This is a genomic window from Streptococcus oralis (assembly GCF_965111685.1).
GTDB lineage: Bacteria > Bacillota > Bacilli > Lactobacillales > Streptococcaceae > Streptococcus > Streptococcus oralis_B.
The window spans coordinates 1,691,306-1,706,509 of the sequence record NZ_OZ217340.1; the positions used below are offsets into that span (position 1 = coordinate 1,691,306).

Consider the following 15,204-nt stretch of genomic DNA (forward strand, 5'->3'; position numbering starts at 1 on the left):
AAAAGAAAGCAGATTATTTTCCGCTTTCTATTTCTCTTTGAATGCTCGGCAAGGCACTGTCAATCTCTTGATTCTGCATAGCATTTTGAATCAGATAGTCCATCCTGTCCATGGTATGACGGTCTACTTCAAGACTGATGTCAATGATGGAGCGATTCATCATGTGGTCTAACCTCTCAGAAGTCAAGGAATCCAGGCCAAAATCATCTGCCTGTAAGATTTCTCTGGCCTGTTGACTTTTCACCACAGATGGTAAGACTGAGGTCCCCTGCGATTTTTCAAACAAAGCCTGCTGGCTTTCTTTATCCTGTGACAGCAAGAGCATAAATTCCCAAGCCAGCTTCTCTTGCTTGGAATTGGAAGACATGGCAAAAAGCGAGGTCTTGATCTGTGTTCCCATCACCTGACTATTGGCTGTCGGCATCGGGATACAGGTCCAAGAAAAGCTGGAATATTTGGCAACATGGTAAGGGTAAGGCTTGTAGGTCCGATACTGGGCCAGACTCATAGGATAGAAGGCCACCCGTCCCTCATCAAAGTCATTAGAAGTCACCTTATAGTGTTGGCTGAGCATATCTAGCTTGCTCATAAAGGTCAAGGCTTGGTGCATCTCTGCGCTGTCTACATTGATACCGGATTTATCGATAAGATGGCCGCCGTAAGCTACCAGAGCCTGCTGCCAAGTGTAATCTGTTATACCGTACTGATCCACCACACCATCGCCATTGGTATCCTTGGTTACTTTCTTGCAAATCTCATAGAAATCCACCAGGGTCCAGCCCGACTCAGGAATGCTAATTCCTTCTTTTTCAAGCAGGTCTTTATTGACACACATCATAATAGGATTGCTCTCAACTGGAAGGGCATAGCTGACTCCCTGATATTGCCCAGCCTCATAAGCCACTGGATAAAAAGCCTTTCGCTCATCATCCGTTAGGAGGGTATCCAAGGATTTAAGCGCGCCAGTCGAAGCCAACATACTAAAGTCGTTTTCTGGTACCATAAAGAGATCTGGCTGCTTGCCTTTCAAGACTTCCTCTGCCAGCCAGTCAGCATAATCATCCTTGGGAATACCGCTTTCGTAGACGACCTTGACATGAGGATGCGTCTTTTCAAATTTTTTAATCAGGCTGTCCAAGACCTTGTTTTCGCGGCTGTTAGGCACATCCCAGCTAGAGCCAGCATAGATCCCGATACGCAGGACTTTTTCCTGAGCTGAATCCCAAAATACAAAAGCCAGAGCAACAGATATAATCAAGACAACCAGCAGGGACAAATTTCTCAATCTCCACTTCATTTGTCGCTTTCCTTACTAAAATCTCTCTGGGTGACTCCAGTCTGTACGGCCCAGATAGCCAGTTGGGTCCGGTCACGCAGGTTGAGCTTGGCTAGGATACCCGACAGATAATTACGGACTGTCCCTTCTGATAGAAAGAGTTTGGCTGCAATTTCCTTATTCGAAATCCCAAAGCCAATCTGCTGGATAATCTTCCACTCCGTCCGGTTCATGTCCTCCACATTTTCCTCTGTCACTGTGATGGCAAAGTTGGACTGGGCCATCTGTGAAAAGATTTTGAAGACCTTGGTGGCAATATTGGGATTGATCATAGCTCCGCCTCGATAGACTGTTTGAATAGCTTCATGAAGCTCTTCTGTCGAAACCCCTTTAAGAATATAACCAGAAGCACCGTATTTGAGAGCTGAGAAGATAAATTCATCATCGTCAAAGGTCGTTAGGATGATAATCTTGACATCTGGATACTGCTCCTTGACAGCCTTGGTACAGAGAACACCGTCCATGACTGGCATGCGAATATCCATCAAAATCACATCTGGGCGCACCCGATGAAGCTTTTCCATCACTTCCTTGCCGTCTCCGACCGTCCCGACTACCTCAATATCTGCGTGGGCAGACAGAATGATTTGCAGAGACTCGCGAATCAAGGCCTGATCGTCTGCTATTAAAACCTTAATCATGTCTTCCTCCTATTTTTGGAATTTCGATATGCGTGTAGAAACCGTCCTGATTTTCAAAGCGGACGCTTCCGCCAATAATCATTAGGCGCTCCTGCATCTGCTTGAGGCCATAGCCATAGTGGAGTTCATCAAAGCCAACACCATCATCCTGAATGGTCATTACATAAGCTTCTTCTTCCTCTAGTAGCTCAATCCAGATAGTCTTGGCATGCCCATGGCGGACAGAGTTGGTAATCGACTCCTGGATCACTCGGAAGACAATGTCTTCCTTGGCAATATCCAAGTCAATATTATCCCATTTGTAGAGGAGATGAATCTCCAAGTTGGAGATAGCTTCATACTCACGGGTAATCTTAATCAGAGCTTCCTTCAAAGTGTTATTTTCCAGAGCTCCCGGGCGCATCTTATTGAGCGAGCCTCGGACGTCACGGATACCATCTCGAACGACGACTGAGACATTATTAAGCTGCTCCTTAGCCCGATTGGTATCAATATCAACCAATACCTTGACCGCATCAATACCCGCTGAAATTCCTGTCAGGGCATGGCCTAATGTATCGTGAATCTCTCTGGCAATCCGCTTCCGCTCTCGATCTTCTGCTATTTTCTCAGACAAAGCCAGGTAAGAGTTCAGCTCGCGATTGGCTTGAAAAGCCATGCGAAGCTCTTCCTCAATACGATGGCGCTCCGTAATAGCCGACAAGATATAGAATAGCAAGGAAATCATAAAAACGACAATATTAAGCGAGTAGAGAAAGTTCTTGCCAAATAAGAGCAGAAAGCGTACAGACTCAGGATAAAAACGAATATAGGTATCCAAAGACGGCAGATTGATAAAGAGCGACATGAGGTTATAGTTGGACAAGAGCAGCATGCCAAAGCTCAAAATAATGAAAGAAAACCAGTACTTTTTGTCCTTGGAAGCATTGAACTCCTTAGAGCCATAGAAAATATCCGCAAACACCAAGAGAATCAAGCCATTGTAGGACGAGTGCAAGACGGAAAAGATGACCAGCATGAGCAGGATTTCAATAATGGTCACCTTGTCATAGACGGACAGCTGATTGGGGTGACGCTCCCGATAGTACATGACTAAAAGCAGACAGGCATACAGACTAATAGATACCCAGAAGATTAGGCTAGGAGAGCCCGGAATGGCATCCAAACGCTCCAAAAGCGAGTGACTGAAGCCCTTAGCCGCTACATAGTTGGTCGCAAAGAGATAGATGGATGCATTATAGACAATGGCAAGCAGATTGATGACCATTAGGGCTATTTTGCTGTAAAAGATACTTTTTTGAGGTCTCATTATTGCCACCCTGTAACTGTGTATTGACTGATATTATCTCTATTAACCAGATGAACAGGAATCAGGTATTGGCTGTCGTAGGATTTCCCCTCCTGCATCAGCTCAATTACTTGCGCCACCTTGCGTCCCATCTGAATGGGCGATTGAGCCACGGTTCCCTCTATATCACTAGTCGTAGCCAAAAAGTTTTTGATATCAGGCGATCCATCCACGCCGTAGATGGAGATTTTCTTATCAAGACCTTGATTTTTAATAGCTGCTAAGGCGCCGATAGCTGCCCGATCATTGAGCGCCATGACTACATTAAAGTCCAAACCTTCGTCTAAGGCACTTTTTACTTGCGGCATGCTTTCCTCTGTCTGACCCAATGTTTCTTTCTGGGAAATAATCTTGTAGCTAGGCTGTTTTTCAATCGTATCAATAAATCCCTGAATCCGGTCCATGGCAGAGACGGCATTGCGGTGCTCTAGAAGGAGAATATTAGCAGAAGGCAAGCGCTTCATCATGTCCTGGGCAATCAGGACGCCTGCTTGGTAGTTATCCGACACAATAGTCGTATCCACTTTTACATCCTGACTGATAGGCGCATCCACTACGATGATTTTAATCCCAGATTTCTTGGCCTTTTGAAGAGAGGAAATAATGCTTGGACTATTGCTTTTTACCGGATTGATAACAATGACATCAACCTTTTCTCGGACAAAAAAGTCAATCTGCTGGCTCTGCTTGCCCTCATCCAACTCAGGATCCCGCACGTAAAGCCGGCTGCCCTGCTGGTTGGTTTTCTTCTCCAGCTCCGCATTTAATGTCTTATAAAAATCATTATTCATGGTCATGTAGGTTGCCCCAATCTTGACCTGCTTCTCACCTGGCATAACGCCCTTGAAATAAACAAAAAACAAAGCAAAAATAAGCAGAATGAAAAGCGGCCAGAGAGCCTTCTTCTGATAATGCTGAACCCGTTTTTTGACATTAGCTGCTACCATTTCCCCCCCTATGCCGTAAGCGCCTTTATGAAACATATAGGATTATTATATTACAAAACCGCCAAAAAGCAAAATCTTTCCAAAATGACTATCATAAAAAAAGCGAGACAGAATCTAAAAATTCATTGATTTTTGATTCTTGGTCCCACCTCGGCAATCATAATTAAACTTTTAAAAGCTTGAGAGAAATAGAATTCAGTCAAACAGATCTTGCATCTTACAAAACTGAATGCTGATTTTTTAGAGCTAGGTCATTTCCCACTCTTTGCTTCTTGCTTAAAAGGGAAGTTCCTCTTCTTCCAACACTAAATCTGCCAATTCACCTCCGCTGTCATTTTCACGCAGAGCACGCTGGACGCGACTTCCAGGAGATGGAAGCTATGACAGAGCACCTCTGTCACATAATGAGTCGCCCCTCCTTCTCGTAGCGACGAGTCCGCAACTCACCATTCAGGGAAATCAAGCTGCCCTTACTTGCATAGCTGGCTAAAGTCTCAGCTAGGCGTCCCAGACAACCACATTTACAAAATCCGCTTCACGCTAACCGCTCTGAGATTGGTGGTACGAGTTAAAAGACTGGGAATAGAGAATTTCTTAATCTCTGTCTGCGAGTAGTCTAAAACTCGGTTAAAAATATCACTTCTTAGCCTACTAGTATAAGAAGCAGCCACTCTGGACGTAAAAAATCCAACTGCAACTGCGGACAAGAAGGCCAGAAAAGACATTCCCACCATCATACCTACTGGTTGCCATAACTCATCTAAATTAGTTTCTTTAATTCCCAACAAATTCGTGATTTTCGAGATATAGGTCGGTACTTCCAACTCCAGATAAACCGAAAAGCAGGTGAAGAGAATGGCTAGTAGGATCATCCCCCACTCTTTTCCTGTAATACGTTTAGCAAGTTTCTTCATTCTCTCCTCCTATTCTTTCTACATTAGCCTGTAGTTGTCCGAGAACTTCTTCAAAAACGGCTAGCTTTTCCTTTGAAATTCCTTCCAGTAGACCACTGGCAATCCGATCAAAAAGCGCCTTAACTTCTTGCATCTGAGATCGTGATTTATCGGTCAAACGAACAAGTTTTGCTCGTTTATCACTTGGACTGGCCTCTAACTCGACTAAATCATTTTGTACCATACGCTTGACCAAGTTGCTTGCAACTGACTTGGTGATATTGAGTTCTGTCTCAATATCCTTGATAAGCGTTAATTCTTGATCATGCTCACGACGATCTAAAAACTGCAGGACCTGTCCTTGCGGTCCCCCCATAAATTCAATACCGCAACGCTTGGCTTCTTTCTGTACCATCAGATGAACCTGGTGTCCAAAACGTTTGAATATTAACATCGGCTTGTCCATAATTGCTCCTTCTCACGATTAAATATAGTTCCCATGAGAACTATATTATCATTTTCAGAAAAGATGTCAAGAAAAAAAGTTTTCATGAGAACTATCTTAGTTTAAATTGACATTAGGCAATATTTTTTCTATAATAAGCACTAACTACTGTGGATAGAAATCCATTCACTCGATGAAGGGAGAAAACTTTCAAATGAAACCAGAAGAACAAAGAGTTTTAGGAATCTTAGCAACTATTTTTGGAGCCATCGCACTTTTAGGATCCTGGATCCCGTTTATTAACTATCTATCATTTTTCATCGCCATTGTCGCATTTATCTTGGGGATTATCGGCCTTATCGTCAACCTCAAAAAACAAAAAACAATGGCCATTATTGGAACAGCTCTGTCAATTGCTTCTATTGTACTTTTCTTTACGACCCAGATACTTTACGCTAATATCTACAAAGATTTTGCCAGGGAGTTTAACCGTTCCTATAGAGAGGCAAGCTCCTCAATGGAACGCGAAGAAGAAAGCGACTTGACAGATGATAGCGCTTATTCCATCCCTGAGGAGGAAGAAGACGATAACTTCTCCTGGACCCAAGAACAGTTCGACGCCTTAATCGAAGGCGACCTTGACAACAAAGGAAAAGGTGGTACCAACTACAAGGATATTATTAAAAAACACGGACTACCAGACTCCGAGTTTGACTCCACTATCGGAGGGTACGATACGAGAAAAATCACCTATATCTCTATTGGTGACAAGATCAAGACCGTTACCTTAACTTTTGCAAAACAGGACAATGGACAGCTCTTGCTCGTCCAAAAACATGCAGTCGGTCTAGGTCTAGAAAAAAGCAAACAACAAAACGATTCTGAAACCAGAGTCTAATTTCAAATATCAAAAAAACGAACAGCTAGTAAACTGTTCGTTTTTCTATTAGAATCCATCTACGTTTGTGTAGATCTTTTGTACGTCTTCGTCGTCCTCAAGAACGCTGTAAAGTTTTTCAAAGTTTTCAAGGTCATCCCCTGACAATTCCACTTCTGACTGAGGAATCATTTCCAATTCTGTCACTTGGAATTCTTGGATACCTGACTCACGAAGAGCAACAATAGCCTTGTGAAGGTCTGTTGGAGCTGTGTAAACAGTGATTGTTCCTTCTTCTGCTTCTACATCGTCCACATCAACATCTGCTTCGAGCAATTGCTCAAAGACTGCGTCCGCATCTTCACCTGCAAATACAATAACACCCTTATTGTCAAAGAGGTATGAAACCGAACCTGAAGCACCCATGTTTCCACCGTTTTTACCAAAAGCTGCACGAACATTGGCTGCGGTACGGTTGACGTTTGAAGTCAAGGTATCAACGATCAGCATAGAACCATTTGGTCCAAAGCCTTCGTAACGACCTTCTGTAAAGGTCTCGTCTGTGTTTCCTTTTGCTTTATCAATCGCTTTATCGATAACGTGTTTCGGCACTTGGGCTTGTTTAGCACGGTCGATAACGAATTTCAAAGCTGAGTTTGATTCTGGATCCGGATCACCTTTTTTAGCTGCTACATAGATTTCTACACCAAATTTTGCATATACTTTAGAGTTAGCTCCATCTTTAGCCGTTTTCTTAGCTACGATATTGGCCCATTTACGTCCCATTAGGAATCTCCTTTTTTCACATTTTAATCTTTCTTATTATAACACAAGTTTTTTCGATTTTCACTAGAGGAAATGGATTTTCTTTCTTAAATCCAGCTAGGATTATCCTTTAGCTGCCAAGATTTCCTTACCTTCTTTTATCAAGGGGTGACGGAAAAGAGAGAAGAAAAGTTGGATAGTCATCACAATCCAGAGTAGCGGTTCACAGAGAATAACACCTGTATATCCTGTCCAAGGAATAATCCAAGCTACGAAAATAATTTTCCCAAACAACTCGATAAAGCTAGATACGAGGGGCAAAAGTTTTTGGCCTAGTCCCTGCAAGCTATTTCTATAAATCAATAAAAGACTTAAAAATGGATAAAATATAGAACTGATACGTAAGTACAAGCTCCCGTTTTCTACCAAGTAGCTGTCTGTCGAACTTGCTAGGAAAGGAACTAGGCTAGGACTGGCAAAAAATAGGAAAATACAGGCAAGGGCTGCCCAAGACATACTCAAATAGCTCCCTAAACGAAGACCTTGGACAATACGTTCGGGACGTTTTGCACCAAAGTTTTGAGAGATAAAAGTCGTCATCGATGCTGAAATAGCTGTCATTGGTAATAAGGCAAAGGCCATGATTCGCCGTGCTGCTGTTTGAGCACTGATAATGACTGCACCAAAACTATTGACAGAGGATTGCAAAATGACACTCCCGATAGAGACGATTGACCCCATCAGACCCATGGCTAGTCCCTGCTCCAAGAAATCCACATAGAGAGCCTTATTCCATTTGAAATGTTTGAGACCCGGAAGAAGCTCTGGAACACTCTTACGGATATAATAAAAACAGAGAACCGCTGATAACCCTTGTGAAATGATGGTAGCAAGCCCCGCAGATTGAACTCCCAGATGCAGTTGCGTAATAAAATACAAATCCAGGATCACATTAACCAAAGCAGAAAAAATCAGGAAGCCAAGAGCTGCGAGACTGTCTCCAATGGACCGCAACAATCCCGCAAAGAGATTATAAGCGAAACTGACGCCTACACAAGTCACAATCATAGAAATATATTGATAGGATTGGGGAAGGATTTCTACAGGGGTATCCAGGTATTGCAAGAGTGGATACAGACCGACAAATCCCATCAGCATGACCAAAATACTGAGAAGCCATCCTAAAATCCAAGTTGCTGCTACTGCTTCTTTAATTTTAGTGAAGTTACGAGCCCCATAATAGCGGGCAATGACAATCCCCATCCCATTGCCAACACCAAGCGTAAAGCCTATAATCAAGTCAAAAATGGCAGTTGTCGCCCCTACTGCTGCCAAGGAATCTTGACCAAGAAAACGCCCAACAATCAAGACGTCAGCTGTATTATAAAGCTGTTGGAAAATATTTGACAGCAAGATTGGAAAGGCAAAGCTTAACATCGCAGGAAGAATGGGACCATGTATCAAGTCCACGGATCGTTTCTTATTCATAAAGCTATTATATCAGCTTTCTAAAGGAGCGACAAGGCTCTGTCACTGAGTTTGCAATCAATTGCTTACAGAGAGACAATTTGCTATAATCAAGAAAAGGAGGTCATTTATGAGTTTGACCAGTCAATTAATTACCGATGTATTTCCCGATTTGGATAAGGTTGAAAAGCTAAACAAGGAAGCTTTCCCTGAAGAAGAACGAGTCCCTCTGTCTGAGTTCTTGCGCTATCAGGACCGAGATGATGCCCACTTCTTTGCCTTTTATAACCAGGAAGAGTTTGTCGGCTTTGCTTTCTCTATTTCCAATCCAAAGGCCTTCTATATCAGTTTTTTTGCCATCATGCCCCACCTGAGAAGCCACGGATATGGAAAAGAAATCATCGAAAAGCTGACCGATTTTTACCAGCGAACCATGTTATTGGAAGTCGAGCGATTGGATGAAGAATGCGATAACTTGGAGCAGAGAAAGGCCCGCATGGACTTCTATCGCCAAAATGGCTTTAAATCAGCCAACGCTTTTCTAGAGTACGATGGTTTGAGTTTTGAAATTCTTTACCGTGGCGACCATTTTGACGAAGAGGCCTATCGCGACATCTTCCAAAAGTTACAGAATGAACATTATTTTGACTTTCATATAGAGTATCGTCGTTTTAGTGACCATTAAACAAGACTTATCCATCTGGTGAAGAAGCTCTCTTTTTCGATAGAAGCTACATATAAAAACGCAGGCAATCTACGATTACATGCGTTTTTTATTTTCAACTGATCAGAATAAACTTTTTATTCTTTCTATGGCTTAAGCTTCTGCATTGCCTTCTGGAAGAAGGAAGTAGAGAACAGCATAAGCTAAGATTCCAGAACCACCAAGTAGGGTGAAGATAATCCAAAGTGCACGAACAAGTGTGTGGTCCATGTTAAAGTAGTCAGCGACACCAGCACAAACACCAGCAATCTTTTTATCTTGTACATTACGAACAAGGCGTTTTTCCATTATAGTAGTCTCCTTTTTATAGAATGTTTTAATTTTATCATCAAATTAAAAAAATTGCAACAGTTTTTTTAATTTTTTTGATTAAATACTCTTTTATTACGCTTTTAAGGCTTATGGAGACTTAATAATTAAACATAAAAAGTAGAGAAGGACTTCTCCGCTTTTATTTTTAATCTTCAATTTCGATTTCAAGTCCGTCACCTAGGTCAAGCGTTACTTCTTGGTTAGGTGCTAAATCTTCTGCGACAGAGGTAGGAGTTGACCCTTCTTCATCTTCAATCAAGCCATATTGAACACGAACTTGATGATCAATAGCATCAAAAATCTCTGGGTGATCCGCCAAGTATTTCTTAGCATTTTCAGATCCTTGTCCGATTTTTTCACCCTTGTAAGAGTACCATGCTCCTGCTTTTTGGATAATATCGAGATCACTTGCGATCTTCAAGAGCTCACCAGTCTTAGAAATTCCTTCTCCGTACATGATTTCAACAAAGGCTTCCTTAAAGGGTGGAGCCACCTTGTTTTTCACGACCTTGATCTTGGTCTCCTTACCGACATTGGTATCTTTTTGGTCACCAGTTCCTTTGATTTGTGTGCTTCCACGAACATCCAAACGGACTGAAGCGTAGAATTTCAGAGCACGTCCACCAGGAGTTGTTTCTGGATTTCCAAACATGACCCCAACTTTTTCACGCAATTGATTGATAAAGATGGCAATTGTTTTAGTTTTATTGATAGAAGCACCAAGTTTACGCATGGCTTGGCTCATCATACGAGCTTGCAAACCAACATGGCTGTCTCCAATGTCCCCATCGATTTCTGCACGAGGTACAAGGGCCGCAACTGAGTCGATAACGACAAGGTCAACTGCACCTGAGTCAATCAATTTCCCTGCAATTTCAAGACCTTGCTCTCCTGAGTCTGGTTGTGACAAGAGCAGCTCGTCGATGTTCACACCAAGGGCTGCAGCGTAGGCTGGATCAAGGGCATGCTCCGCATCGATAAAGGCAGCGATACCTCCTTCCTTCTGCGCTTGCGCAACCGCGTGAAGGGCAACCGTTGTCTTACCAGATGATTCTGGTCCATAAATTTCGATGATACGTCCCTTAGGATAACCACCTGAACCAAGAGCAATGTCCAGAGCCAATGAGCCTGAGCTCATCACTTGAACTTTTTGCTCCGCGCGCTCACCCAAACGCATGATTGAGCCTTTACCAAAGTCTTTCTCAATCAATTTAAGAGCATCGTTCAATGCTTTTTCACGATCAGCCCCAAATTTTTTCCCAATTTCATCTAATTTTTTTGTTGGTTTTTTCGCCATTTTGTTCTCCTATATTCTACTGGTCCTTAGACCTATCTTTCATTATACCAAAATTTAGTCACTTAATAAAGCCTTGCGAACTAGGTTAAAGGCATGCATAACCGCGATGTGACGAACATCTGCACGACTCCGTCCGGCAATATTAGCCTTGATAACCTCTGTCCCTTTTGCATGTGCCAGTCCAATAAAAACTGTGCCAGCTGGATGCTCCTCCAGGCTATCTGGTCCTGCCACACCCGTTAAACTGACTCCGTAGTCAGACTGAGTCTTGAGTCGTGCCTGCTCTGCCATTTTTCGAGCCGTAAACTCAGAAACGACTCCGTACTCTTTCAGCTCTTGCTCGGAAATATCCAGCATCTTAGACTTTTCTTCTAGGCTGTAAGTAACAAAACCGCCATTAAAGATAGCTGAAACACCTGAAAAGTCTGCTAAAGTAGCCTGAAAGAGACCTGCCGTCAAGCTTTCTGCCGCAGTAATGCTTTTCTGTCTCTTCTTTAGCTCTTCTACAACGACACTTGCTAGGCTGGTTTCTTCCCCATATCCATAACAGATGTCTCGCAGAGAAATTCCCTCAAAAGTCTGACGATCCAAGATTTGATTTTCTAGGATATCCAGCACTCGATCAGCCTTTTCTTGACTGACTGCTTTTGTGGACAAGCGCAAGGTCACTTCTCCTGTCTTGGCATAAGGCGCCAAGGTCGGATCTGTTTGATGGTCAATCAAATCCGCCAAAATGGTCACCAACTGACTCTCACCAATCCCAAAGAAACGAAGCACTCGTGAGTATAACTTGCTACCAGTCATTAACTTGGGTAAAAGTTGATTTAAGACCATGGGTTTCAACTCACTTGGCGGTCCTGGAAGGACTACGTAGGTCACGCCATCTACTTCCGACACCCCTCCTACTGCTAAACCTGTCTCATTTGGCAGTGGAGTTGCCCCTTCTATAATTTGGGCTTGGCGCTCATTATTCGGTGTCCGAGTATAGTCAGGTCTATGAGCAAAGAAGATATCTAGCTTCTCTTGCGCTTGAGGGTCAAACACTAGATCTTTTCCTAAAAATTTTGCCAGAGTTTGTTTGGTCAAATCATCCTCAGTTGGTCCCAAGCCTCCTGTCAAAATCACAAGATTGCTACGTTGACTCGCAATCTCAAGCAAGGACAAAAGACGAGCTTCATTATCCCCAACAGCTGTTTGGAAGTAGACGTCTACCCCGATTTCGGCTAGTTTCTCTGATAAAAACTGAGCATTGGTATTGACAATCTGCCCTGTTAAAATTTCTGTTCCGACAGCAATAATTTCTGCTTTCATGTTTCCTCCTACTTATCTATTCGAATTTTTTTGAAAAAATCGCAGGAAATTTCCCACGATTTGATTCTTTTCTTATTCTGCTTCTTCGTTTGAAGCGTTAGTACTGGTTGAAGGCGCTGTCCGACCAAAGGCTGTTTCGTACAGTACCGCATTGGTTTCCAATTCTGTCACTGACTCTTTACCTAGTGAACGACGCAAGAGATTTTGCATCTCGAGCATATGTTCTGAAGTGACAATCTGATAAGAAATTCCCTGTAGCTCAGCATCTTCCCCACGCAATTGATGCGTTTCGATATTCTTGAAAGAATCTTGATAGCCGAGCAATTGTGGAATACTCTTGGCTGAAAGATCTACGTTGGTCTGCATATTGTTGCTCAATGCTTTGAGGATGCCTTGATAGTGGCTCACACTGTTTAGGCTCAAAACTTTCTCAACGATTTTTTGAATGACTTCCCGTTGACGTTTTTGACGACCATAGTCTCCTTCAGGGTCTTGGTAACGCATCCGTGAATAAACCAACGCTTCCTCACCATTCAAGGTTTGTTCTCCAACACCGATGGAGATCTTATTAAACTCTTCTTGGTCAGCAATCGAAATTGGGAAACCAAGTGTATTGTTGACGGTGATCCCACCAACCGCATCCACCAATTGTTGAAGCCCCTGCATGTTAACCATCACATAGCGGTCAATATGGATATTCATCATCTTTTGAATAGTAGAAATTGCAAGTTCCGCACCACCATTAGCATAGGCCGCATTGAGTTTGGCTTCCTGAACTTGGCCATTTCCAGTCTCAATCTTGGTCAAAATATCCCGTTCCAAACTCATCATAGTGGTTTTCTTTGTTTTGGGATTAACAGTCAGGAGAATCATGGAATCACTATTTCCCGCCCACGGGTCTGTACGTTCCACGTTTCCCGTATCTACCCCCATCAAGAGGATGGTCAGAGGCTCCGTCGCTTCGATAACGTTAGTTTCTTCCCCGATTTTTTTGTAAGTCTTTTTACTTAGGGTTTCTGTTCCCTGTTGGTAGATGGTATAGCCATAAACCGCTACACCTACAACTGTTACTGCTAGGAAGCCTAGCACCATTCCAATTAATTTTTTAATCATCTTGTTATTCATTTATCAGCTTGCCCATAAGACAAACATCTAAAAATATCCCTTCTGCTAAATAGGCTCCTCTTTCTTGTAAGCCTTCTGTGATAAATCCCATTTTTGAATAGAGGTGGATAGCAGCATCGTTTCGTTTTTGTACACTAAGTTGCAAACGGCGCAAGACACCACTGATTTTAGCCCACTCGATGCCTTCTTCTAGAAGTATGGTAGCCAAACCTTGGTTCCAAAATTTCTTTTGAATCACCAAAAAAACATCTCCAATATGCCGAACCCTTAAATGTTGGTCCGCTGTGATATTTAAGACTCCTGCAATCTCATCATTCAGTAAGGCGAGGAGAGTAATTTGATTCTCTGAAGCAGCTTGTTTTTCGATAAAAAGAGCCATTTCAGAAGCTGTCATCATAATGCCATTTTCATCCAAGCTAGTAAAATCTGTCTCTTGACCGACACAATCTAAAAATACAATTAAGGCTGTAGCATCTGAAATCACTGCCTCACGAATACACAACTCATACTCCATCTTGAAACTCCTTGATGAGTTGTTCAGCCCGAGAGCCATGAGCCGTAAAATGAAGAAAACGACCCTCAGCTTCTTTCAAAATTTCCAACTCCAAGTAAGAATCTGGTAAATCTTCACCCAAAAGATGCCCCCACTCAATAACAGTCACACCACCACCAAAGAGAAACTCATCCAAGTCAATAGAATCAGCATCACCTTCGATACGGTAGACATCCAAGTGGTAAAGTGGCAAACGCCCTTCGTACTCTCTGACAATGGTATAGGTTGGACTTTTAATCATCTGACGGATATCCAAGGCCTTGGCAAGACCTTTTGTAAAGGTTGTTTTACCCGCCCCCAACTCTCCAGTCAAGATCAGAACATCGTCTTTTTGAAGCAAATGACCTAATCTTTCACCGAGAGCTAGAAGCTCTTTTTCATTTTTTGTGTGCATGCTACTATTATACCAAAAAGTTTTCTTTTATGTGAATTTTCTTTATAGACTTACTATAATAATTTTGAAAAATTCTCCTCCACTTAAAAGAATACAACTATTGAAAAAACAAACAGGATATCCCGAATCAGGTGGCCGTAAAAGGAGATTTCTCTTTGGATACATTTTGGAAAAAGGAAACGTGCGCATAGAAAACCGACACTGATATAAAGGAGGATCGAGGAAATCACTAAGGGATTCCTCAAGAAAACCATCGTAGCTAGAACGGAAATGACGACTGTTTTCTTTTTATTTAGGTGATTTTCTATATCGCGAAAAATTTTATCAAAAGGTAAGAAAATCAATAGGTCTACTCCTAGCAAGAAAAAGAAGGAGGGTAAAAAGAGGTCAACCAATTCCTGCTGCAATTTGCTAGTGGTTTGGATGCTTTCTGAGAGAACCAGGCAGGTTGCCAGAAGATTGACTACCAAAAGGAGGCCATAAATAAGACCCACTTTCTTTTGAACATGCAAAATACTGTGCCTGGACTGGTCTGCTGTATGGAAATAATTTACCCCAGCACACAAAACAGAAATTCCTACTATAAAAATCAAAAAATAAGCATTGGTCTGTTTTAAAGATAAAAAGGATTCTTTCCACAATAGACAACTACTAAAACTAATCTGGATGACTGCAATCAGTAACAATAGGCGAATTGATTTTACCATTTCTTTTCCCTCCCTATATGGGATTATACCTTGTGAGGAATTTGAAATGATTGTTACCGCCT

16 protein-coding genes and 2 pseudogenes are annotated in these 15,204 nt (G+C 42.3%); 2 read left to right on the top strand and 16 right to left on the bottom strand.

The window, feature by feature from the left end:
- Positions 1-13: 13 nt before the first annotated feature.
- The 7 genes and pseudogenes from ACLV7H_RS08620 to ACLV7H_RS08650 form a co-directional block, all read right to left on the bottom strand.
- Positions 14-1,297, bottom strand: a complete 1,284-nt coding sequence (locus ACLV7H_RS08620; RefSeq protein ID WP_411866940.1) for an ABC transporter substrate-binding protein — start codon at positions 1,295-1,297, stop codon at positions 14-16.
- The gene (locus ACLV7H_RS08625) at positions 1,294-1,977 is read right to left on the bottom strand and encodes a response regulator transcription factor (protein WP_007520712.1); all 684 of its coding nucleotides are present in this window, start codon (positions 1,975-1,977) and stop codon (positions 1,294-1,296) included. Before ACLV7H_RS08625 ends, ACLV7H_RS08620 begins: the two co-directional genes overlap by 4 nt.
- Positions 1,970-3,286 (bottom strand): sensor histidine kinase, encoded by a 1,317-nt coding sequence (locus ACLV7H_RS08630; protein WP_007520713.1) that lies wholly within the window; start codon positions 3,284-3,286, stop codon positions 1,970-1,972. Before ACLV7H_RS08630 ends, ACLV7H_RS08625 begins: the two co-directional genes overlap by 8 nt.
- Complete coding sequence (locus ACLV7H_RS08635; protein ID WP_007520714.1) at positions 3,286-4,272, bottom strand: substrate-binding domain-containing protein; 987 nt, start codon at positions 4,270-4,272, stop codon at positions 3,286-3,288. The genes ACLV7H_RS08630 and ACLV7H_RS08635 overlap by 1 nt, the downstream gene beginning before the upstream one ends.
- A gap of 276 nt (positions 4,273-4,548) precedes the next feature.
- Positions 4,549-4,812: pseudogene (locus tag ACLV7H_RS08640) on the bottom strand (single-stranded DNA-binding protein); the annotation flags it as partial.
- A 14-nt stretch (positions 4,813-4,826) separates the two neighbouring features.
- Positions 4,827-5,186: pseudogene (locus tag ACLV7H_RS08645) on the bottom strand (ABC transporter ATP-binding protein); the annotation flags it as partial.
- Positions 5,170-5,631, bottom strand: coding sequence for a MarR family winged helix-turn-helix transcriptional regulator (locus ACLV7H_RS08650; protein ID WP_084945089.1), 462 nt, complete (start codon positions 5,629-5,631; stop codon positions 5,170-5,172). The pseudogene ACLV7H_RS08645 and the gene ACLV7H_RS08650, both read right to left, overlap by 17 nt.
- Before the next feature lie 172 nt (positions 5,632-5,803).
- On the opposite strand from ACLV7H_RS08650, the gene ACLV7H_RS08655 reads away from it, so the two are divergent.
- Positions 5,804-6,508 (top strand): CD20-like domain-containing protein, encoded by a 705-nt coding sequence (locus ACLV7H_RS08655; protein WP_411866941.1) that lies wholly within the window; start codon positions 5,804-5,806, stop codon positions 6,506-6,508.
- A 48-nt stretch (positions 6,509-6,556) separates the two neighbouring features.
- Here ACLV7H_RS08655 and ACLV7H_RS08660 read toward each other — a convergent pair whose 3' ends face one another.
- Positions 6,557-7,273, bottom strand: coding sequence for a YebC/PmpR family DNA-binding transcriptional regulator (locus ACLV7H_RS08660; RefSeq protein ID WP_045593032.1), 717 nt, complete (start codon positions 7,271-7,273; stop codon positions 6,557-6,559).
- A gap of 102 nt (positions 7,274-7,375) precedes the next feature.
- Positions 7,376-8,740 (bottom strand): MATE family efflux transporter, encoded by a 1,365-nt coding sequence (locus ACLV7H_RS08665; RefSeq protein WP_411866942.1) that lies wholly within the window; start codon positions 8,738-8,740, stop codon positions 7,376-7,378.
- Positions 8,741-8,849: 109 nt separating this feature from the next.
- Here ACLV7H_RS08665 and ACLV7H_RS08670 point away from each other — a divergent pair, with 109 nt between their 5' ends.
- Positions 8,850-9,404, top strand: coding sequence for a GNAT family N-acetyltransferase (locus tag ACLV7H_RS08670; protein ID WP_000060281.1), 555 nt, complete (start codon positions 8,850-8,852; stop codon positions 9,402-9,404).
- A 132-nt stretch (positions 9,405-9,536) separates the two neighbouring features.
- Here ACLV7H_RS08670 and ACLV7H_RS08675 read toward each other — a convergent pair whose 3' ends face one another.
- The 7 genes from ACLV7H_RS08675 to ACLV7H_RS08705 all read right to left on the bottom strand — a co-directional run bounded on the left by ACLV7H_RS08675 (position 9,537) and on the right by ACLV7H_RS08705 (position 15,142).
- Positions 9,537-9,731, bottom strand: coding sequence for a PspC domain-containing protein (locus ACLV7H_RS08675; RefSeq protein ID WP_000415531.1), 195 nt, complete (start codon positions 9,729-9,731; stop codon positions 9,537-9,539).
- A 169-nt stretch (positions 9,732-9,900) separates the two neighbouring features.
- Positions 9,901-11,052: a recombinase RecA gene (recA, locus tag ACLV7H_RS08680; RefSeq protein ID WP_411866943.1), complete on the bottom strand. Its 1,152-nt coding sequence runs from the start codon at positions 11,050-11,052 to the stop codon at positions 9,901-9,903.
- 54 nt (positions 11,053-11,106) lie between these two features.
- Positions 11,107-12,363 carry a competence/damage-inducible protein A gene (locus ACLV7H_RS08685; RefSeq protein WP_411866944.1) on the bottom strand — a complete coding sequence of 419 codons (1,257 nt, stop codon included), beginning with the start codon at positions 12,361-12,363 and terminating at the stop codon, positions 11,107-11,109.
- 72 nt (positions 12,364-12,435) lie between these two features.
- Positions 12,436-13,476 carry a biofilm formation/cell division transcriptional regulator BrpA gene (gene brpA / locus ACLV7H_RS08690; RefSeq protein ID WP_411866945.1) on the bottom strand — a complete coding sequence of 347 codons (1,041 nt, stop codon included), beginning with the start codon at positions 13,474-13,476 and terminating at the stop codon, positions 12,436-12,438.
- A 4-nt stretch (positions 13,477-13,480) separates the two neighbouring features.
- Positions 13,481-14,002: an N-acetyltransferase family protein gene (locus ACLV7H_RS08695; RefSeq protein WP_411866946.1), complete on the bottom strand. Its 522-nt coding sequence runs from the start codon at positions 14,000-14,002 to the stop codon at positions 13,481-13,483.
- Complete coding sequence (gene tsaE / locus ACLV7H_RS08700) at positions 13,992-14,435, bottom strand: tRNA (adenosine(37)-N6)-threonylcarbamoyltransferase complex ATPase subunit type 1 TsaE (RefSeq protein ID WP_411866947.1); 444 nt, start codon at positions 14,433-14,435, stop codon at positions 13,992-13,994. The genes ACLV7H_RS08695 and tsaE overlap by 11 nt, the downstream gene beginning before the upstream one ends.
- A gap of 83 nt (positions 14,436-14,518) precedes the next feature.
- Positions 14,519-15,142, bottom strand: coding sequence for a hypothetical protein (locus ACLV7H_RS08705; protein WP_045593016.1), 624 nt, complete (start codon positions 15,140-15,142; stop codon positions 14,519-14,521).
- Positions 15,143-15,204: the final 62 nt, after the last annotated feature.